This window comes from Pseudomonas sp. PONIH3, assembly GCF_002934345.1.
Taxonomy (GTDB): domain Bacteria; phylum Pseudomonadota; class Gammaproteobacteria; order Pseudomonadales; family Pseudomonadaceae; genus Aquipseudomonas; species Aquipseudomonas soli.
On the sequence record NZ_CP026386.1, the window covers coordinates 4,076,722 to 4,095,445 of the forward strand.

General features: G+C 63.3%; 19 protein-coding genes and 1 pseudogene. 17 read left to right on the forward strand and 3 right to left on the reverse strand.

Going from position 1 to position 18,724, the window contains the following annotated elements:
- Positions 1-182: 182 nt before the first annotated feature.
- The 3 genes and pseudogenes from C3F42_RS30330 to C3F42_RS18910 form a co-directional block, all read right to left on the reverse strand.
- Positions 183-419: pseudogene (locus tag C3F42_RS30330) on the reverse strand (efflux RND transporter permease subunit); the annotation flags it as partial.
- Between the two features lie 22 nt (positions 420-441).
- Complete coding sequence (locus tag C3F42_RS18905) at positions 442-1,608, reverse strand: efflux RND transporter periplasmic adaptor subunit (RefSeq protein WP_023123862.1); 1,167 nt, start codon at positions 1,606-1,608, stop codon at positions 442-444.
- The gene (locus C3F42_RS18910; RefSeq protein WP_022652140.1) at positions 1,608-2,243 is read right to left on the reverse strand and encodes a TetR/AcrR family transcriptional regulator; all 636 of its coding nucleotides are present in this window, start codon (positions 2,241-2,243) and stop codon (positions 1,608-1,610) included. The genes C3F42_RS18905 and C3F42_RS18910 overlap by 1 nt, the downstream gene beginning before the upstream one ends.
- Before the next feature lie 109 nt (positions 2,244-2,352).
- Between C3F42_RS18910 and C3F42_RS18915 the strand changes: the two genes are divergently transcribed.
- The 17 genes from C3F42_RS18915 (at position 2,353) to C3F42_RS18995 (ending at position 18,683) form a co-directional block, all read left to right on the forward strand.
- The gene (locus tag C3F42_RS18915) at positions 2,353-3,777 is read left to right on the forward strand and encodes an efflux transporter outer membrane subunit (protein ID WP_028699135.1); all 1,425 of its coding nucleotides are present in this window, start codon (positions 2,353-2,355) and stop codon (positions 3,775-3,777) included.
- A 74-nt stretch (positions 3,778-3,851) separates the two neighbouring features.
- The gene (locus tag C3F42_RS18920) at positions 3,852-4,796 is read left to right on the forward strand and encodes a LysR family transcriptional regulator (RefSeq protein WP_004883081.1); all 945 of its coding nucleotides are present in this window, start codon (positions 3,852-3,854) and stop codon (positions 4,794-4,796) included.
- Positions 4,793-5,068 (forward strand): EexN family lipoprotein, encoded by a 276-nt coding sequence (locus tag C3F42_RS18925; RefSeq protein WP_004883082.1) that lies wholly within the window; start codon positions 4,793-4,795, stop codon positions 5,066-5,068. The genes C3F42_RS18920 and C3F42_RS18925 overlap by 4 nt, the downstream gene beginning before the upstream one ends.
- 282 nt (positions 5,069-5,350) lie before the next feature.
- Positions 5,351-7,366, forward strand: coding sequence for a conjugal transfer protein TraG (locus C3F42_RS18930; protein WP_004883083.1), 2,016 nt, complete (start codon positions 5,351-5,353; stop codon positions 7,364-7,366).
- Entirely contained in the window at positions 7,363-7,827 is a 465-nt protein-coding gene (locus C3F42_RS18935) for a ribbon-helix-helix protein, CopG family (RefSeq protein WP_004883086.1), read from the forward strand. The genes C3F42_RS18930 and C3F42_RS18935 overlap by 4 nt, the downstream gene beginning before the upstream one ends.
- Complete coding sequence (gene trbB / locus C3F42_RS18940) at positions 7,824-8,891, forward strand: P-type conjugative transfer ATPase TrbB (protein ID WP_004883088.1); 1,068 nt, start codon at positions 7,824-7,826, stop codon at positions 8,889-8,891. The genes C3F42_RS18935 and trbB overlap by 4 nt, the downstream gene beginning before the upstream one ends.
- The gene (locus C3F42_RS18945) at positions 8,888-9,271 is read left to right on the forward strand and encodes a TrbC/VirB2 family protein (RefSeq protein ID WP_004883090.1); all 384 of its coding nucleotides are present in this window, start codon (positions 8,888-8,890) and stop codon (positions 9,269-9,271) included. The genes trbB and C3F42_RS18945 overlap by 4 nt, the downstream gene beginning before the upstream one ends.
- Entirely contained in the window at positions 9,268-9,540 is a 273-nt protein-coding gene (locus tag C3F42_RS18950; RefSeq protein ID WP_004883097.1) for a VirB3 family type IV secretion system protein, read from the forward strand. Before C3F42_RS18945 ends, C3F42_RS18950 begins: the two co-directional genes overlap by 4 nt.
- A gap of 11 nt (positions 9,541-9,551) precedes the next feature.
- Positions 9,552-12,002: a conjugal transfer protein TrbE gene (trbE, locus tag C3F42_RS18955; protein ID WP_004883099.1), complete on the forward strand. Its 2,451-nt coding sequence runs from the start codon at positions 9,552-9,554 to the stop codon at positions 12,000-12,002.
- Entirely contained in the window at positions 11,999-12,736 is a 738-nt protein-coding gene (gene trbJ / locus C3F42_RS18960) for a P-type conjugative transfer protein TrbJ (protein ID WP_004883101.1), read from the forward strand. The genes trbE and trbJ overlap by 4 nt, the downstream gene beginning before the upstream one ends.
- Before the next feature lie 12 nt (positions 12,737-12,748).
- The gene (locus C3F42_RS18965; RefSeq protein ID WP_004883103.1) at positions 12,749-13,075 is read left to right on the forward strand and encodes a hypothetical protein; all 327 of its coding nucleotides are present in this window, start codon (positions 12,749-12,751) and stop codon (positions 13,073-13,075) included.
- Positions 13,072-14,436, forward strand: a complete 1,365-nt coding sequence (gene trbL / locus C3F42_RS18970; RefSeq protein ID WP_004883106.1) for a P-type conjugative transfer protein TrbL — start codon at positions 13,072-13,074, stop codon at positions 14,434-14,436. The genes C3F42_RS18965 and trbL overlap by 4 nt, the downstream gene beginning before the upstream one ends.
- A gap of 29 nt (positions 14,437-14,465) precedes the next feature.
- Positions 14,466-15,170, forward strand: a complete 705-nt coding sequence (trbF, locus tag C3F42_RS18975; RefSeq protein ID WP_004883108.1) for a conjugal transfer protein TrbF — start codon at positions 14,466-14,468, stop codon at positions 15,168-15,170.
- Positions 15,167-16,159: a P-type conjugative transfer protein TrbG gene (gene trbG, locus C3F42_RS18980; RefSeq protein ID WP_004883112.1), complete on the forward strand. Its 993-nt coding sequence runs from the start codon at positions 15,167-15,169 to the stop codon at positions 16,157-16,159. The genes trbF and trbG overlap by 4 nt, the downstream gene beginning before the upstream one ends.
- A gap of 2 nt (positions 16,160-16,161) precedes the next feature.
- The gene (locus tag C3F42_RS18985) at positions 16,162-17,442 is read left to right on the forward strand and encodes a TrbI/VirB10 family protein (protein WP_004883119.1); all 1,281 of its coding nucleotides are present in this window, start codon (positions 16,162-16,164) and stop codon (positions 17,440-17,442) included.
- Positions 17,439-17,681 (forward strand): DUF2274 domain-containing protein, encoded by a 243-nt coding sequence (locus C3F42_RS18990; RefSeq protein ID WP_004883121.1) that lies wholly within the window; start codon positions 17,439-17,441, stop codon positions 17,679-17,681. The genes C3F42_RS18985 and C3F42_RS18990 overlap by 4 nt, the downstream gene beginning before the upstream one ends.
- Before the next feature lie 420 nt (positions 17,682-18,101).
- On the forward strand, positions 18,102-18,683 hold the full coding sequence (locus C3F42_RS18995; RefSeq protein WP_038707007.1) for an alpha/beta hydrolase: 582 nt from the start codon (positions 18,102-18,104) through the stop codon (positions 18,681-18,683).
- The last annotated feature ends 41 nt before the right edge of the window (positions 18,684-18,724 follow it).

Sequence of the window (18,724 nt, forward strand, 5' to 3'; positions counted from 1 at the left end):
GCCGGATGTAATCAGGCCGCTACAGCTGGGATTATCACCGAGCGGCAAGCCGCTCCCTCTCCAGAGGCTGTAACGGCTGTAACTGCCCCGGATGGGCACACATCGGGTTGGTAAGTCCCTGGCACCACAACGTCCAGCGCTATTGAAAAACGAATCAGGTCGGCGTTCATGGGTCGGCCACCTCGCCTGACCTCGGCCAGCTCCCGCAAACGCTCCTCGATCGGACGCGCGATCAACTGCTCAACACGTTCGGCTGGCATGCCAGGGTTCAGAACGGCAACAACCGCATCTCGAATCGTGACCGATGGCTCTTCCTGCGAAGGGAAATTGAGAAACGTGGCAATGCCGGCAACAAGAATGATGACCGCGGCAAGGTAGGTGAGTCTGCTGGCGCGCAGCGCCATTTCTGTGATCTTCATAGCGAAGTCTTCCTGTAGCGGGTCAGCGTCCGGCCAATTGGGTCGTGGCCTTGAGTGGGGTGACTTGTTGCTCGTTCGTCAGCCAACTCGCGCCAGCCGCGACTACCATCTCGCCGCGCTTCAGGCCGCCCACAACGCGAACGTTGTCGCCGCCTGGCTCGCTCTGGAATTGCACTTCCCGGCGGTGCACCTTCTTTCCGGTCACGTCATATACAAACACTGCGGCTTGTCCTGCTTTCTCACTGAGCACCAGTGCCGAATAGGGAAGCATCAGACGATCTGGTGAGGCATCCTTCGCTTCCGGTGCCTTCAGCAATACTTGAACGGCAGACCCGGGTCGAAGACTGCGCGCAAGAGTAGCATCTTGAGGAACGAGCACGACAGGTAAAAGTGAGCCATTTTCAGCACGCAAGCCGATGCGTTGTACCGAAGCACGAACGGGACTTGCTGACTCGCTCAGGCGCAGTTCGGCGACCTGCCCAATTTTGATATTTGCCGCCTGGGTCGTCGATGCAGTCGCAAGGACTTCTACGCCGCTGCGTAGTCCATCCACTTGAAGCACCGGCGCTCCGGCTGCAATATCTGTGAACGGCAGAGCGAGTTTCTCCGCGACGACGCCGTCGAATGGCGCATGAATGGCGGCCCCCCTTCGCGCACGCTCGGCAAGGCCGAATGCGGCCTTTGCATTGCGCACCTGGCCTTCAGCTGCAACCAACTGTGCTTTCACACTCTCGAATGCAGCCGGGGAGATTACGTTGCCCTCAAGCAGCCCCCTTTGCTGCGTTGTCTGCACGATTCTGTCTGCCAATGCGGCTTCCGCAGCAGCGAGTGTCGCCCGAGCCTGTTCTAGGCGGAGTTGCTCGGGCTGAACATCCAACTCAGCCAGAAGCTGTCCGCGAGAGAAGCGATCTCCCACGTCCACATGAAGCTTGCTGATACGCCCGCCAGTCTCGAACCCCAAGGTACTCCGCTCACTGGAGCGAGCTAGACCACTCAATTCAATGCGATTGGCCACAGAACCTACATCCCCCACCGTGAGCAGCTTGACCGCTCGCGGTGGATCGGAAGCAGGCTCCTTCTGACTACCACAGCCGGCAAGCGATGCGAGCAGAACAAACGCGAGGCCGACTTTCTGCATTTGCCAGGACTGGGATTTAAAGGGAGTGCAAGACACGGGAAGGCCTTTCATCAGCGTTTATCAATAGGGGTGAGTTCCAGTTCGCCGCGGGCGAGCGCCTGGAGGGTGTGCATGAGTCGAGAAAGGTCTTCGGCAGCAAACGTCGGAAAACCCATCATTTCGGCGAGGAAGACTCCGTCCAAGGCAAATAGAACGATTCCGGCGATATCGGTGCCGCGTGGAGATTTGCTCGCGTTCTCGTACTGCCTGCGGTACCAGCCGCGCACAGGCTCAAGCAGCGTGGGGTCTTCAGCCACGGCCGCCAGCAATGCAGCGCTCATCTTTTGCATCCCGCCGTCAGGCATAGCCGAGACCTGGCTGGATAGCCAAGGGTCTGGATCGCCGACGAATGGCAGCTCTCGCTCTTCCTGCCCGCCATCAAACGCCGAGACCTGGTCATCAATCATCGTGAGGAGCAGATCGCGCTTGGTCTTGAAGTGGTACAGGAACGCACCTTTGCTCATTCCTGCCCGTGCAACGACCGCGTCAAGCGTTAGGTGCCCGGCACCTCCCTCCATGACTACGTCACGCGCAGCTTGAAGGATGCGCTCCCGTGTTTGTTGCGCTTTCTTAGAGATGGAGGGGGCTTCAGCGCCGTTGTCCGCCGAATGCGACTCCTCTGGGCTTGATTTCATACGAGTTGCCATGGTGAAACTCCAAAGATGCTTGATTTATGAACCGTCTGGACGGTATAGTACACGCCATGAACTATGCCCGTCAAGACGGCCTCCTCAATTCACAACCTAGTGGCTCAACATGTCCGATCCCTACGCCCGCCGCGGCCTTACTGCTGTTGCATTCCTATCGATCACGCTTCTCGCCGCGTGCAGCCACTCGCCTCACAGGGTGGAGACATCACGCGTTGAGGTTCCGGCCAAATTCATGAACGAAGCGGGTCTGGCTGTGCAGCAGGTGCCAGCACAAGCACTCCCGGCCGAGTGGTGGACGGCGTACGGTGATCCGCTGATTGACGCGCTGGTGCGCAACGCGCTGGAGCACAACACCGATCTCGCTATTGCAAGAGCGCGGATTGATGAAGCTGTGGCGATCACCCGACGTACACGCGCTTCAATGTTCCCTAGCTTGGCGCTCACGCCCCAAGCAACGCGCGCGCGCGACTTTTCTTTGGCACCGACCATCAGCAGCGATGCCAGGCTTCCGCTGTCGGCTTCATGGGAAGTTGATCTAGCGGGCCGCCTCTCGCATGCCGCTGATGGCGCACGGATGGACGCAGTTGCTGTCGAACAGAACTGGTTCGCGACACGTTGGCAGATCGCCTTTGAGACAGTGTCCGCTGCACTGCAGCAGCGGCAGGCGGCAGAGCTGGAAGATCTGGCAAAAGAGCGACTTCAAGTCGCCGAGCGCCTTGAGCGTCTGACAGAGCAGAAGTTCAAGGCAGGTCAAGCTACGGGCTTTGACATTGAACGCACGCGTTCCGAGGTCATCGCCCTCCGGGTGGAGCAAGAGCAGTTGCGACGCGTACGCGGCGAAGCAACGCATGCCTTGGATGTGCTCGTTGGCCGGATTCCGGGGGCGCTTGGCAGCGGTCCTGCGCTTGCCTCTCTCACCATGCCCGATTGGACTCCCAGAAGCGTGCCAGGCGAATTGCTGCAGCAGCGCCCCGACGTCAGAGCCGCGCAGGCGCGTCTTGCAGCGGCGACGGCGCGATGGAACGCAGCAGAAGGCGAGCGGTTCCCCAAACTTGTGCTCGATTTGAGTGGTGGGCGCCAACGCTTCGAGAACAACGGAACACGTGTGGCAGGGAACATTTTCTCTCTGGGCTTGGGTGTGACGCTTCCGATCTTTGACGGTGGAGCAATACAAGCGGGAATCGACGAGGGCTCAGCACGCAGTCGCGGCGCACAGGCTGACCTGGAACGCACGGTTTTGCTTGCGCTTCAGGATGTGGAGAACGCTTATCTGGGCTGGCAGACCCAGCGGACTTCTCTGCAGCATCAGGTCGATGGTCTTGTCGTCGCTGATCGACTCCTTGACCGCAGTCGACGCCTCTTTGAGGCGGGACAGGTGGATGCGACCGTTGTTGCAGAAGCGGAGCGTGGCACCTTGTCCCAGCGAGCGGCTCTGGTCCGTGCTCGCGCCGACGCAGCCGTGCAATGGGGTGTTCTCGCTAAAGCGCTTTCTGGTTCGCCAGAGCATGTGAATCTGCAATCTTCACCCTGAGTCCTTGAGTTGGAAGAACGCAGCATGGCAGCGAGTTTTAAATACTGAATAGATCGACGATTAGTAGGGGACGCATGGAAATTCGACATCTACGTTGTTTTATGGCGCTCGCCGAGGAACTTCACTTCGCTCGCGCCGCTGCGAAACTGCATATTGAGCAGTCCCCACTGTCTCGCACGATCAAAGAACTCGAAGAGGAGTTAGGAGCACAGCTCTTTATTCGGAACACGAGAAGCACGCGTTTGACACGAGCTGGGTTGATGCTCATGGAGCACGCACCTCGGGTGTTCGCATCCTTGCAACAGGCGCGGGACTGCGTGAAGGCAGCAAAAAATGGCTTTCATGGACAACTCCGCGTCGCCTTGTCAGACGGCGCAACACTACTGTGCTTACCAGCCCTATTGGCGTTGTGTCGCGAGGAGGAGCCCGAGGTTGAGATTCGCTTTTTTGAGGTGCCACTATCCCAACAAATCAAAGGATTGCACGACGACCTGTATGACGTCGGCTTTGCACAGTCCGACGACGTAGGTGATGGAATCGTCGCACTTCCCGCGTGGACTGACACGCTTATGGTGGCGCTGCCAGCTCGGCATCCGTTGCTGGCTCTTAAGCGAATTCCATTGGATGAACTGCTGCGCTACCCGCTAGTGCTATCTGATCCTCAAGTGTGCGAGGGCCACGCCAAGCACATTGAGCGAGTACTTAGCCGGGCTGAAATGCAGCCTCTAGTTGCCGAGCGGGTTACCACTTTCGACCTGATGATGGCGTTGGTATCTGCCGGTTTTGCACTCGGACTTACAGGGGCTGCACACATTGCAGCCTCCCGAGAGCCAGGAGTCGTGGCGAGGCCGCTTTCGACACGCGTACCACCTTTGACGACCTATCTACTCAGACTTGAAGGCGATCCGTTTGACGAGCTTGCGCGCTTCATTCAGCGAGTACAGGCCATCGAATTGCCAGAGTTTCTCAGGTCAACAAAAAGCCGAAATCCCGATCTTCCGGAGGAATTGATGCCATGAGACTCGCCATCACGCTCGTCGCTGCAATGCTAGTCGCATGCGGTCAATCTGATAAACCGCACAAAGCCACTAGTGCAGAAAAGAAAACCCCGACAGTAGAAGAGCTGGTGGCAGACCCGGAACAGCTCAAGAAGTTGCGCCAGCAATGCAAGACGGATCGGCCTACTTTGGGCGAACTGCTTTGCAACCGGGTAGCGGAGGCAACACGTAAGCGGTTCTACGGTGACGGAAAAACGCCATACACACCGCCCAAAGAATCCCCCAAATTCTGAAATTCAGCAATTCAGCAATTCAGCAATTCAGCAATTCAGCAATTCAGCAATTCAGCAATTCGCTAGTCTGCCTGAATCTTCTGTTCGGCACGCTGATATTCGCCGGCGCTTACGGAGTCACTCCCTGGCTAGACACAGCGCGAATTCATTCTTTCTTATCGACCTTTCTGCCCCAAACGGTCTTTGACCGGCACTAAGCCAGCACCGATCCTGACGCCTGCGGCACATTTCTAAGCCGCGTTTCCCAAGGGAATCAGCGTAGGAGAGATTGGAGGCGGGGCTATGCAAGGTACGAATGTGCTGTTCGGTCAGATAGCCGTGGTATTCGGCATCGTGATCGCGGGTGTGTGGGGCGCCACACAATGGACGGCAGCAGCCCTTGGCTATCAGGTACGCCTTGGCTCCCCCTGGTTTGATTTCCTCGGCACACCGATCTACCTCCCGTGGAAGCTGTTTGAGTGGTGGTTCTTCTTCGATGCCTACGCGCCACGCGTTTTCGACACGGGCGGTGCCATAGCGGGTGGCAGTGGCTTGCTGGCGGTGGTGGTCGCAGTCTGCATGTCGATCTGGCGCTCTCGTCAATCACGCCTAGTCACGACCTATGGCTCGGCACGCTGGGCAAGTACGGAGGACATTCGCAAAGCCGGCCTTACGCAGCCGATCGGCGTGTTCCTCGGTCAGCACGATGGCAAGTACCTTCGGCATGAAGGCCCGGAACACATCCTCACTTTCGCGCCCACGCGCTCAGGCAAAGGCGTCGGCCTTGTGGTGCCGACGCTGCTTTCTTGGCCTGCATCCGCCGTAGTCCACGACATCAAGGGCGAGAATTGGCAGATCACCGCAGGTTGGCGCTCACGCTACTCACACTGCCTGCTGTTCAATCCGACCGATGCGAAGTCGGCGGCCTACAACCCGCTGCTAGAAGTTCGGCGCGGCGCACATGAAGTGCGTGACGTACAGAACATAGCCGACATTCTGGTCGATCCAGAAGGCGCGCTTGAGAAGCGCAACCATTGGGAGAAGACTTCGCACGCGCTGCTGGTCGGGGCCATCCTGCATGTGCTCTACGCGGGCGAGGACAAGACGCTGCGCGGCGTCGCCAATTTCCTCTCCGATCCGGCCAGCCCCTTCGAGCTGACCTTGCACCGGATGATGACCACACAGCACCTCGTGAACGTGGAAGGTGGTGGCCCGCATCCAGTCGTCGCTTCGGCGGCGCGCGAAGTGCTCAACAAGTCGGACAACGAGCGTTCCGGCGTGTTGAGCACCGCCATGTCGTTCCTGGGCCTCTACCGCGACCCCACGGTGGCCGAAGTCACCTCGCGCTGCGACTGGCGTATCGCCGACCTGATCGCGTCCGAGCATCCGGTGTCGCTTTATCTGGTAGTGCCACCTTCGGATATTTCGCGGACGAAACCGCTCATTCGCCTGATCCTCAACCAGATCGGCCGACGGCTCACCGAATCGCTCGACGGCAGCGACGGCATCGAACGCCGCCACAAGCTGCTGCTGATGCTCGATGAGTTCCCGGCGCTGGGCCGCCTGGACTTCTTCGAGACGGCGCTTGCCTTCATGGCGGGCTACGGAATCCGCAGTTTTCTTATCGCCCAATCGCTCAACCAGATCGACAAAGCCTACGGCCAGAACCATTCGATTCTGGATAACTGCCATGTCCGCGTGACGTTCGCCACCAACGATGAACGCACTGCGAAACGGATCTCCGAAACGCTTGGCACCGCTACCGAACTGCGCGCGCAGCGCAACTATGCCGGGCACAGATTGGCACCGTGGCTGGGGCACCTCATGGTGTCGCGGCAGGAGACGGCCCGCCCGCTACTGACGCCCGGTGAAGTGATGCAGCTTCCGACTGAGGAAGCTGTGGTGATGGTGTCCAGCGTGGCACCGATCAAGGCCAAGAAGCTGCGCTACTACGCCGACGCGAATTTCAAGAACCGCGTTTTACCGCCGCCTGTGCTCGCGGCCGGGCAATACGCGGACGCGCCACCGGCCCGGCCCGACGACTGGAGCGGCCTATCGATCCCAGCCGTGTCAACGGTCCGGGCTGCGGGCCTGTCCGGCGATGGCACAGGCACCGCCGATGACGGCGGCCCACGCCGACAGCCGGAGCTATCCGAAGTCAGCGAATACAGCCCCGAACCGCTGCTCGCCGGCCATGACCTGACTCTGCTCGATGACGACGACGACCTGCCGCTGCCGCTTCCCGGCCAGCTCGACCCGGCCATGCAGCGCACGGCCCGGCTGGCTTCCCTCGACCCCAACGACGGAATCGACTTATGAGCCAATACCGCCTCAATCTGTTCATTCAGCCCGAGCACGCCAAGCGTCTCGAAGAACTGGCCGCCAAGAAAGGCGTGTCCAAGTCGTCCATTGTCGCGGCGGCGCTCGCGTCGTGGCTATCGCCCGATGCTGGCGACCAGCGCGAGGCGGCCATCGCCAAGCGGCTCGATCGCCTGTCGCGGCAGGCCGAGCGCATGGAGCGCGACCAGAACATCCAGATCGAAACACTGGCGCTGTTCATCCGCTACTTCCTGACCGTCAGCACCCCGATTCCCGAAGCCCATCAGGACGCAGCTCGCGCCCAAGGCAAAGCGCGTTTCGAGCAATTCGTGGAGCGGCTCGGCCGCCACCTGCTGCGTGGCCGCAGCCTGGTGCGCGACGTTGTGGAAGAACTGCACCCAGACCCGGCGCGAATGGATGACGCGGAGGCACTGGCTGAAGCGCAGGAGCGTGCCTCATGAGCGCCATTCCGCAAACCCCGCCCGAACTCTCATCCGCCGCAACCTCTCTGGATCGCCGTATCCAGATGCTGCGCACGGCAATGGGGCCAGTCATCGCCGCTGCGCTGGCCGACCCCGACGTGGTGGAAATCATGCTCAACCCCGACCGCACCCTATGGGTGGATCGGTTGTCATCGGGCCGCATGCCGCTGGGCGTGGAGCTGTCCCAAGACGATGGCGAACGCATCATCCGGCTGGTGGCTGCGCACGTCGGCGCAGAGGTGCATCGCGGGCGGCCGCTGCTGACCGCCGAGCTGCCCGAAACCGGCGAGCGGTTCGAGGGCATCTTGCCGCCCGCAGCGCCCGGCCCAGCCTTCGCGCTGCGCAAGCGCGCCGTGAGCATCATCGGGCTGGATCGCTATGTGGCCGACGGCATCTTGACCACAGGCCAGGCCGAGTTCCTGCGCCGCGCCGTGCGTGAGCGCCAGAACATCCTGATCGCCGGGGCGACGAGCAGCGGCAAAACCACACTCGCCAATGCCTTGCTTGCGGAGATCGCCGCCACGGGCGACCGCGTGCTTGTGCTCGAAGACACCATCGAGCTGCAATGCGCAGCCCGCGACCATGTGCCGCTGCGCACCCGCGCTGGCGTCGTGTCTATGACCGAGCTGGTGCGGGCCACGATGCGCCTGCGCCCCGACCGCGTGATCGTCGGCGAGGTACGCGGCGGCGAAGCCCTGGACTTGGTTAAGGTGTGGGGCACCGGCCACCCCGGCGGCATCGCCACCATCCACGCCGGTTCCGCGCTGGGCGCGCTGCTGCGCCTCGAACAGTTGATTCTTGAAGTGGCGGTGAACCCACCGCGTGCGCTGATCGCCGAGGCGGTCAACGTCGTGATCCACATCGCCGGGCGTGGCCGCAAGCGCCGCGTCGAAAGCATCGCCCGTGTCGTCGGTTTCGACGGCACCGGCTATCGCCTGGCGGACGCGCTGGAAACACCGTTTCCCGAGCTGATGCCGGTTCCTCTCGCAGCCGATGCCGCTGCGCCTTCCTCGTCCCTTGACCTACCTGGAGAACTGCCATGACGCAGATGCACGTTCACGCTTTCCGTAATTCCGTAAATCCGGTTTCAACCATCGCACGCCTGCGGCGGCTGGCCGGCCCCGCGCACCACGGCCTGCTGCTGGCCGCAGTCATGCTGATGACGGCGGGCACGGCGAAGGCATCCGGCTCCTCGATGCCGTGGGAAGGCCCGCTGCAATCCATTCTGGAGTCGATTCAGGGGCCGGTGGCACGCATCGTCGCGGTCATCATCATCATCGCCACGGGCCTCGCGCTCGCCTTCGGCGACACGTCGGGCGGCTTTCGCAAGCTGATCCAGATCGTGTTCGGTTTGAGCATCGCGTTCGCCGCGTCCTCGTTCTTCCTGTCGTTCTTCAGCTTCTCCGGCGGGGCTGTCGTATGAGTGGCCCGGATAGCTTCGCGGCCGGCTTCGAGGTGCCGCTACATCGCTCGCTGACCGAGCCGCTCTTGATGGGCGGCGCACCGCGCACGGTGGCGATTGCCAACGGCACGCTAGCCGCTGCCGTCGGGCTGGGCCTGCAACTCTGGATTCCTGGCGTAGTGCTCTGGATCGTCGGTCACTCGCTGGCCGTGTGGGGCGCGAGGGTCGATCCGCAGTTCATGCAGGTCTTCGCCCGGCACATCAAGCACAAGCCGCTGCTGGACGTGTAGGAGACGCCGCCATGCTTAACCTTGCCGAATACCGCCAGCGGCCCGCCTTGCTGGCCGACTGGCTTCCCTGGGCTGGGCTGATCGCGCCGGGCGTGGTGCTGAACAAGGATGGCTCGTTTCAGCGCACGGCGCGCTTTCGCGGGCCTGATCTGGACAGCGCCACGCAGGGCGAATTGATCGCCACGACGGCACGGCTAAACAACGCGTTGCGCCGGCTGGGTTCGGGCTGGGCGCTGTTCGTGGAAGCCGAGCGCCAGTCGGCCGCGGACTATCCGCATTCCGACTTTCCCGAACCGCTGTCCTGGCTGGTGGACGAAGAACGCCGCGCTGCCTTTGAGGAATCGGGGAACCACTACGAAAGCAGCTATCACCTGACGCTAGCCTATCTGCCGCCGGAGGAATCCCGCGCTCGTGCAGCCAAGCTGCTCTACGAGCACGCGCCGGGCGATGGTGTGGACTGGCGCGGTCGGCTTGACGCCTTCCTGGCAGAAACGGATCGGGTTTTCGACCTGCTCGATGGCGTGATGCCAGAAATCGTCTGGTTGGACGATGCCGCGACGCTGACTTATCTTCACGCCACGGTGTCCACGCGGCGCTACCGGCTGGCCGTGCCCGAGGTGCCTTTCCACCTCGACGCACTGCTGGCCGATTCCGCCCTAGTCGGCGGCCTTGCGCCCATGCTGGGTGACCAGCATCTGCGCGTGGTGTCGGTGCGGGGCTTTCCGACCTCGACCTGGCCGGGCCTGCTGGACGACCTCAATCGCCTGGGCTTTGCCTATCGCTGGAGTACCCGGTTTCTCTGCCTCGATAAAGCCGAGGCGGAAAAGGAGCTGGGCCGCCTGCGTCGCCAGTGGTTTGCGAAACGGAAGAATGTCATTGCGCTACTGCGCGAAACCATCTTCCAGCAGGAATCGCCGCTGGTGGACACGGATGCCAGCAACAAGGCGGCCGACGCGGATGCCGCCTTGCAAGAGCTTGGCAGCGATCAAGTCGCCTTCGGCTACCTCACCGCCACGGTGACGGTGTTCGATGACGACCCTGCCGTAGCCGACGAAAAGCTGCGCATGGTGGAACGTGTCATCCAAGGACGTGGCTTCGTCACCATCCCCGAAACCTTAAATGCAGTCGATGCGTGGCTGTCGTCCATACCAGGCAATGCCTATGCCAACGTGCGCCAGCCCATCGTCTCGACGCTGAATCTGGCGCACATGATGCCGGTGTCCGCCGTGTGGGCTGGGCCGGAGAAAAACGCCCATCTCGACGGCCCGCCGCTGATCGTCACGCGCACGGATGGCGCGACGCCGTTCCGGCTGGTGACGCACATCGGCGACGTGGGGCATACGCTGGTCGCGGGGCCGACGGGCATGGGAAAATCTGTCCTGCTGGCGATGCTCGCCTTGCAGTTCCGCCGCTATGGCGGCTCGCGCATCTTCGCCTTCGACATGGGGCGATCCATGCGGGCGACGGTGCTGGGCCTGGGCGGCGAACACTACGACCTCGGCGCGGACGGCGCCATTGCCTTTCAGCCCTTGGCCCGTATCGACAGCGAAGGCTATCGCACCTGGGCCGCCGAGTGGATCGAAGGCCGCCTGCTGCATGAAGGCGTGACCGTCGGCCCCGACGAGAAAGCCGCCATTTGGTCGGCGCTCGGCAGCCTCGCTGGTGCGCCGGTGGAGCAGCGCACGATGACCGGGCTTTCGGTGCTGCTGCAATCGAACGCGCTGCGGCAGGCATTGTCGCCGTATGTGCTGGGCGGCGCGCACGGCAAGCTACTGGATGCCGACCGCGACCGGCTCGGCAGCGGCGACGTGCAGGGCTTTGAGATGGAAGAGCTAATGCACAGCCCCGCCGCCGTGCAAGCGGTGCTGCGCTACTTGTTCGCCCGCTTCGATGCACGTTTCGACGGTGCTCCCACGCTGCTGATTCTCGATGAAGCCTGGCTATTCCTTGATGAACCGTCCTTCGCGGCACGCATCCGGCAATGGTTGAAAACTCTGCGCAAGAAAAACGTGTCGGTGATCTTCGCCACGCAGTCGCTTGCCGACATCAAGGATTCGACCATCGCGCCCGCGATCATCGAAAGCTGCGCGAGCCGGATTTTCTTGCCCAACCCGCAGGCGACCGAGCCGCAGATTCGCACGGTCTACGAGGGCTTTGGCCTCAACAGTCGGCAAATCGAAATCGTCGCCACCGCGCAGCCCAAGCGCGACTACTACTACCAATCGCGCCTGGGCAATCGTCTGTTCGACCTCGACCTGGGGCCAGCCGCGCTCGCCTTCTCGGGCGCATCCACACCGCAAGACCAACGCGACATTGACCGAGTGCTGACGCAGGCCGGCGCTCCCGGCTTCGCCGGTGCGTGGCTACGCCATCGCGGCCTCGATTGGGCCGCCGACCTGCTGCCGTCCTCGCCGTCGGCGGCTTCTTTCCTCGCTACTCAACCCCTGGAGATTTCGCCATGAAGACCCGTGTACTTTCCGTTTCGCTCGCCGCCGCGCTGGCCGGCTCGCTGATGCTCGCTCAGCCAGCGGCGGCGCTCACTTTCGTTGATCCCGTCAACTTGGTGCAGAACACGCTGACTGCCATCCGCACGCTGGAGCAGATCAACAACCAGATCAACCAGCTCCAGAACGAAGCGCAGATGTTGATGAACCAGGCGCGCAACCTGGCGAATCTCGACTTCAACATCGTCAACCGGCTGCGCTCGACGCTCGCCACGACTGAACGCCTGATTGCCGAGGCGCAAGGGCTGGCCTACGACGTGCAGAGCATGGATGCCACGTTCTCGCGCCTGTACCCGGAGCAGTACGCCGCCACCATCAGCGGCGACCGCATGGCACAGGACGCACGCGAACGCTGGAAGAACACGCTCGACGGCCTGCACACCGCGATGCGGATGCAGGCGCAGGTGTCGCAGAACCTGACGCAAGACGAAAGCGCGCTGGCCGACCTCGTGAGCCAAAGCCAATCGGCCACGGGTGCGCTGCAAGCGATGCAGGCAACGAACCAGCTTCTCGCCTTGCAGGCCAAGCAGTCCATCCAGGCCCAGCAGCTCCAGATCACACAAGACAGGGCGGCCTCGCTGGAGCTGGCGCGGCAGGCAGCGGCCACCGAGCGCGCCCGCGAAGTGCGGCGGCGCTTCCTGGGCACCGGCACGCCGTACACACCGCAGTCCGTCAACTTCTACAACAACTGACGGGAGGCGGCCATGCGATGCGTTCCTGTCCTGCTGGCCGTGCTGCTGACCGCATGCGGCCAGCAGCCGGCTGAAGACCTGACCGCCACCTTGGCCGCCGATCCCGTGCGGCTCAAGGCGCTGCGCGCCCAATGCGCAGCCGACCGGCAAACCGCAGGCGAAGACACCTGTCGCGCCGCTGCCGAAGCCTTCCGGCGGCGCTTCTTCACCGGCCAGACTGGGCCGGACGAATACCGGACGCTGGCAGAACTGCCGCCGATTCCGGCGAGTTTCGACACGCCAACCGACGACGCGCCGGAAGGTGATGCGTCGCTCGCCGCTGCGGAGGACACGCCATGAACGACGTAACGATCATCGACAGATTCCTCGATACCTTCTCGCGCTACATCGACTCCGGTTTCGGTCTGCTGCAAGGCGAAGTCGCGTTCCTGACGGCCACTCTCATTGTCATCGACATGACCATTGCCGGTCTGTATTGGGCCATGAGCCATGCGACCGGCCAGGGCGAGGACGTGATCGCCAAGCTGCTGCGCAAGGTGCTTTACGTCGGTGCCTTCGCCTACATCATCGGTAACTTCAATTGGCTGTCGAGCATCGTGTTCCGCTCGTTCGCCGGGCTAGGCATCACCGCCACTGGCTCGGCCATAACGATGGAGAACTTCTTGCAGCCGGGTCGGCTTGCCAAGACCGGCATCGACGCCGCTGCGCCGATCCTCGACCAGATCGGTGACATGGCCGGCTTCCCCGAAGTGTTCGTGAACCTCGACCCCATCGTGGTGCTGTTCATCGCTTGGCTGGTGGTGATCCTCTGTTTCTTCGTGCTCGCGGTTCAGCTTTTCATCACGTTGATCGAGTTCAAGCTGACCACGCTTGCCGGCTTCGTCTTGATCCCGTTTGCGCTCTGGAACAAAACCTCGTTCCTCGCGGAAAAGGTGCTCGGCAATGTGGTTTCGTCAGGCATCAAGGTCTTGGTGCTGGCGGTAATCGTCGGCATCGGCTCGGGCCTGTTCGCGGAGTTCCAGGTTCATCCCGACGAGCCTTCCATCGACCATGCGCTTGTCGTGATGCTGGCTTCGCTTGCCTTGCTGGCGCTGGGCATCTTCGGCCCCGGCATCGCCACGGGCCTTGTGTCCGGTGCGCCGCAGCTCGGCGCGGGTGCGATGGCGGGCGCTGCCGTCGGCGCGGTAGGCACGGGTGTTGCCATCGGTGCCGCCGCGACCGGCGTGGGCGGTGCCGTCATGGCGGGCGCACGCATGGCCCCGGCCGCCGCAAAGCTGGCCGGGAGCGGCGCACGCGCCGCCACGTCGGCGGCCAGCAGCGCCAAGTCCGCATTCCAGGCCGGTTCCGCCGCTGCGGGCGGCGGGGCTAAAGGCGCGGCTGCGGGCCTCGGCAATGTCGCCAAGACCGGCGCGCAAGCGGCAGGCCGCCGAGCTGCATCGGGCGCTTCCGCTGCCGGTCAGAAGGTGGCCGACTCCTTCCGGGCAGGATGGAACGGTGCGGATGTCGGCGCTGCCGGTTCCGGCCAGGCCGCCGCAGGCGAAGGCGCAGCCAGCGCGCCGAAGCAAGAGCAACCCGCCTGGGCAAAGCGGATGCACCGCCGCCAGCAGATCACCCATGCCGCAACCACCGCAGCCCACACGCTGCGCAGTGGCGACGGCGGCGGCTCAGGGCAAGGCCCAAGCCTGCGCCCCGATGCGTGACCCGATACCTGACCACCAAGGAGAACCCTATGCGATTCAAACGCCCGCAGGTGCGCTATGCCGACACGCCGCAGCCTGCCACCCCGTACCAATCCGCCGCGCAGGTGTGGGACGAGCGCATCGGCTCGGCCCGCGTCCAGGCCAAGAACTGGCGTTTTATGGCCTTCGGCTGCCTCACGCTTGCGCTGCTGATGGCCGGTGGCCTGGTGTGGCGCTCGGCGCAGTCCATCGTCACCCCTTACGTCATCGAGGTCGATCAGTCGGGGCAGGTGCGCGCCGTCGGCGAAGCCGCCACGCCGTACCGGCCCGCCGATGCGCAGATCGCGCACCACCTGGCGCGCTTCGTGACGCTGGTGCGCTCGCTGTCTATCGATCCCATCGTGGTGCGGCAAAACTGGCTGGACGCCTACGACTACACCACCGACAAAGGCGCGGCGGTGCTCAACGACTACGCCAGCAAGAACGATCCTTTCGCCCGTGTTGGCCGCGAGTCGGTGACGGTGCAGATCACCAGCGTGGTACGCGCCAGCGATGCCTCGTTCAACGTCCGTTGGACGGAGCAACGGTTCATCAACGGTGCCCCCGCCGGGACCGAGCGATGGAACGCGGTGCTTTCCACCGTCCTGCAAACCCCGCGCACCGAACAGCGCCTGCGCAAGAACCCGCTGGGTATCTACGTCAACGGCCTGTCGTGGAGCCGCGAACTGGATTCTTCTGAAGGAGCCAAGCCATGAACCTGTCTTTCCGCTTATACGCTTTCGCGCTGACCGTGGTGGCCCTGTCGGGCTGCGCTTCGCAGGGCAAGCCGCCTCCGTCCATTTCGCTCGATGAGCCGGTGCAGGCACAGCCGCTGCCGGAGCCGCCTGCTCCAGTGGAAGTCGTCGCCATGCCCGAGCCGCTGGCGCTGCCAGCGCAGTTGAAGCCGCTGCACGAGTTGGACGCGGCCCCGGCTAAGCCGGAGCCGGCCGATGAGAAGGTGCGCGTTTCCCGTGCCAATGCCGAGGCGCGCATCGCGCCCACGCGCGAGGGCTACGTCAATGCGATTCAGGTGTGGCCCTTCACCGATGGTGCGCTCTACCAAGTCTATGCCGCGCCGGGACGCGTGACCGTGGTTTCCTTGCAGCCGGGCGAGGAACTAGTGACGGTCGCAGCCGGCGATACCGTGCGCTGGATCGTCGGTGACACGTCCAGCGGCAGCGGCGACGCGATGCGCATCAATGTGCTGGTCAAGCCCATCCGCTCAGGCCTCAAGACGAATTTGGTCATCACCACCAGTCGCAGAACATACCTGCTGGAACTGACCTCGACGGAAAAGGCATGGATGGCGTCGGTGTCCTGGGACTACCCAAAAGACCGGATGTTGGCCTTGCAGCGCCAGTCGCAGGCGGCTAGCGCCGCCGCACCGGTCGATACCGGACTGTCGCTGGAGAAGATCCGCTTCCGATATTCCGTCTCAGGCAGCAATCCGCCGTGGAAGCCGCTGCGCGCCTTCGACGATGGCGAGAAGGTCTATATCCAGTTCCCGCCGGGAATCGCCCAAGGCGAGCTGCCACCGCTGTTCGTCATCGGCGCGCAGGGCGACGGACAACTGGTGAATTACCGTTTTCGCTCGCCTTACTACATCGTGGATCGGCTGTTCGGCGCGGCCGAACTGCGCCTGGGCGGCGACAAGGGTGACGTGGTGCGTATCGAACGCACGGATGGCTTGGCGCGGAGGAACTGACCATGAGCCAGGACGACACTCCCGACCTCGCCACGCCGCATGCGGGCAAGGTGGCACCCGAGGCAGTTGCGCTGCGCGCCCAACCGCGCCCGGTCACGCGCCTGAACCGGCGCACGCTGGCCATCCTCGTCGGCGGTCTCTCGGTCGCTGTGCTCGGCGCGCTGATGTGGTCGCTGCAACCGCAGCGGCGCGGTGCAGGCGAGCAGACCGAGCTTTACAACGTCGATCGCGTCTCGAAGTCCGAAGGGTTGGACGCGCTGCCGGCGGACTACTCGAAGCTGCCGCCCCCCTTGGCGGCATCCGTGCCGGAGTTGGGGCCGCCGCTGCCAGGCGATCTTGGCCCGGCCATTGTGAAGTCGCAGCAGCCGGTGACGGCCGCCTACGCGGCCCCCGGCAACGACCCCAACGACGCGTTGCGCAAGGAAGCCGAAGCAGCAGCGGCATCGGCGGTGTTCTTCCGCTCTGGTTCGCAGAAGGCCGCGCCGGTGGCGCAGACACAGGTAGCCGCTGCGCCGGGCTTCACCGCCAATGCGGCCTTCGACCCGCTGGCGGCCGGGCCTGCGTCGACGGCGGCCCAGCCCGCCGACCCGACCGCCGTGCAGAACCGGCAAGACCAGAAAGAGGCATTCCAGAAAGCCGGAACCACGGAAGCCCGTGATTCCGGCAACCTGACGCTGCCGGCGTCGCCGTATCAGGTCATGGCCGGAACGGTGGTCGCCGGGGCGCTGGTGACGGGCATCAAGTCGGACTTGCCGGGCGATGTGATCGCCACAGTGACGGAGCCGGTCTATGACACGGCTACCGGCAAGTTCCTGCTGATCCCGCAGGGGTCACGCATCCTGGGCAAATACAACAGCCAGGTCAGCTACGGGCAGAGCCGCGTGCAAGTGGTGTGGAACCGGATCATCCTGCCCGACACGTCTTCGCTCAAGCTCGACAACTTGGCCGGCACCGATCCGGCCGGCTACGCCGGCTTGGAAGATGATGTGGATTGGCATTGGGATCGCGTCTTTGCCGGTGCGGCACTGACGACGCTACTGGGCATCGGTGCCGAACTGGCTGCGCCGGAGAACCGGCAGGACGGTGATCGCGTCATCATCGCCGGCCGCGATAGCGCCCAGGACAGCATCAATCAGGTCGGTCAGGAGATGACCCGGCGCAACCTCAACATCCAGCCCACCTTGACGGAGCGCCCCGGCTTGCCGGTTCGCATCATCGTCAACCGCGATCTGGTGCTGCGGCCGTACCAGCCACTTTTCTTCAACAGGGGGACTTCGCGATGACGACGCGCAAGCTACGGCTCGGGCCGCTGCCGAAAACGGAATCCACGAAGCTGACTTTTGCTTGCCCGGCCAGCCTGAAAGCCGACCTCGACCGCTACGCTACGCTGCACGCGCAGACCTACGGCGAGGCGGTCGATGCCACGGTGCTAATTCCGCACATGCTAGAAGCCTTCATGGTCGGAGATCGGGGATTCAGGAAGGGAGGCGCGGGCAAGGCCGCGCCGCCGAAGCCAAGCTGATGATGCCGGTTTCCGCTGGCGGCCATCCCTCAAACGCGCAGCCCAAGGCTGCGCGTTCTTCATTCTGGAGGACGGCGACCGATTGGGCTATGAAGACCAAACGCGGCTACCGCCTGCAGGCAACCGCCCCCGATGCAGCACGCTCGGGCTTTCTACCGCGAAGCTCCTATGTGGCTCCCAGCCCACAACGCCACAGCCCCGCAAGGCGGCCCGAAGTAGAGCCAAACCCGCACCCCATATAGACTTCCGGCCATCAGGCTGATTTCAACAATCGCTTGACTGCGGACATTTTTTATGCGCGAAGCCAAGCCTCCTCCATATAAGTTTTTTGGTTATTAATAAATAGCTTCTTATTCCTTTACGAATATATCCCCCTCCCTATACTTGCACCCAAGCACGCAAACTTCCGGAGGCGTCCCCATGCGCAATGAGTCGATTCGTTACCTGATTGTGCCGGGCTGGCAAGGATCGCCAGACAACCATTGGCAAAGTCACTGGCAGCGCAGCCTGCCCAACAGCGCACGGGTCGAGCAGAGCGACTGGCTCACGCCACAACGACGCGATTGGGTACAGGCGCTGGAACAAGAGATTGCCGCCGAGCGCTCGCCGGTGATTCTCATCGCCCACAGCCTCGGCTGCATCACAGTCGCGCATTGGGCCGCCCAGGCCAGCCCTGATTTGCAGCAAAGGGTGCGCGGCGCGCTGCTGGTGGCACCGGCGGATGTCGAGCGGCCGAACTGCGCGCCAGCCCTGCGCAATTTTGCGCCGATTCCCCTGCAGGCCCTGCCGTTCCCCAGCCAGGTGGTCAGCTCCGACAACGACCCGGCGGTGAGCGTGCCGCGCGCGTTGTACCTGGCGCAGGCCTGGGGCGCCGAAGCCGGGCTGCTGGCCAACGCCGGGCATATCAACGTCAAGTCCGGGCACCAGCGCTGGGAGCAAGGCTTTGCCTATCTCTACCGGCTGCAGGCCCGTGTCGACCAGCGCGCCCTGCGCCGCGCCTGATCCACAGGTTTTCATCGACTGAGCTGAGTCCCTCGACCGCT

Excerpts from the sequence above, each read along its gene's own strand:
- C3F42_RS18915 (WP_028699135.1), top strand. The coding sequence starts at position 2,353 with ATGTCCGATCCCTACGCCCGCCGCGGCCTTACTGCTGTTGCATTCCTA.
- trbL (WP_004883106.1), top strand. The coding sequence starts at position 13,072 with ATGAACGACGTAACGATCATCGACAGATTCCTCGATACCTTCTCGCGC.
- trbG (WP_004883112.1), top strand. The coding sequence starts at position 15,167 with ATGAACCTGTCTTTCCGCTTATACGCTTTCGCGCTGACCGTGGTGGCC.
- C3F42_RS18935 (WP_004883086.1), top strand. The coding sequence starts at position 7,363 with ATGAGCCAATACCGCCTCAATCTGTTCATTCAGCCCGAGCACGCCAAG.
- trbE (WP_004883099.1), top strand. The coding sequence starts at position 9,552 with ATGCTTAACCTTGCCGAATACCGCCAGCGGCCCGCCTTGCTGGCCGAC.
- C3F42_RS18950 (WP_004883097.1), top strand. The coding sequence starts at position 9,268 with ATGAGTGGCCCGGATAGCTTCGCGGCCGGCTTCGAGGTGCCGCTACAT.
- C3F42_RS18930 (WP_004883083.1), top strand. The coding sequence starts at position 5,351 with ATGCAAGGTACGAATGTGCTGTTCGGTCAGATAGCCGTGGTATTCGGC.
- trbF (WP_004883108.1), top strand. The coding sequence starts at position 14,466 with ATGCGATTCAAACGCCCGCAGGTGCGCTATGCCGACACGCCGCAGCCT.
- trbJ (WP_004883101.1), top strand. The coding sequence starts at position 11,999 with ATGAAGACCCGTGTACTTTCCGTTTCGCTCGCCGCCGCGCTGGCCGGC.
- trbB (WP_004883088.1), top strand. The coding sequence starts at position 7,824 with ATGAGCGCCATTCCGCAAACCCCGCCCGAACTCTCATCCGCCGCAACC.
- C3F42_RS18985 (WP_004883119.1), top strand. The coding sequence starts at position 16,162 with ATGAGCCAGGACGACACTCCCGACCTCGCCACGCCGCATGCGGGCAAG.
- C3F42_RS18965 (WP_004883103.1), top strand. The coding sequence starts at position 12,749 with ATGCGATGCGTTCCTGTCCTGCTGGCCGTGCTGCTGACCGCATGCGGC.
- C3F42_RS18990 (WP_004883121.1), top strand. The coding sequence starts at position 17,439 with ATGACGACGCGCAAGCTACGGCTCGGGCCGCTGCCGAAAACGGAATCC.
- C3F42_RS18920 (WP_004883081.1), top strand. The coding sequence starts at position 3,852 with ATGGAAATTCGACATCTACGTTGTTTTATGGCGCTCGCCGAGGAACTT.
- C3F42_RS18905 (WP_023123862.1), bottom strand. The coding sequence starts at position 1,608 with ATGAAAGGCCTTCCCGTGTCTTGCACTCCCTTTAAATCCCAGTCCTGG.
- C3F42_RS18995 (WP_038707007.1), top strand. The coding sequence starts at position 18,102 with ATGCGCAATGAGTCGATTCGTTACCTGATTGTGCCGGGCTGGCAAGGA.
- C3F42_RS18910 (WP_022652140.1), bottom strand. The coding sequence starts at position 2,243 with ATGGCAACTCGTATGAAATCAAGCCCAGAGGAGTCGCATTCGGCGGAC.
- C3F42_RS18925 (WP_004883082.1), top strand. The coding sequence starts at position 4,793 with ATGAGACTCGCCATCACGCTCGTCGCTGCAATGCTAGTCGCATGCGGT.
- C3F42_RS18945 (WP_004883090.1), top strand. The coding sequence starts at position 8,888 with ATGACGCAGATGCACGTTCACGCTTTCCGTAATTCCGTAAATCCGGTT.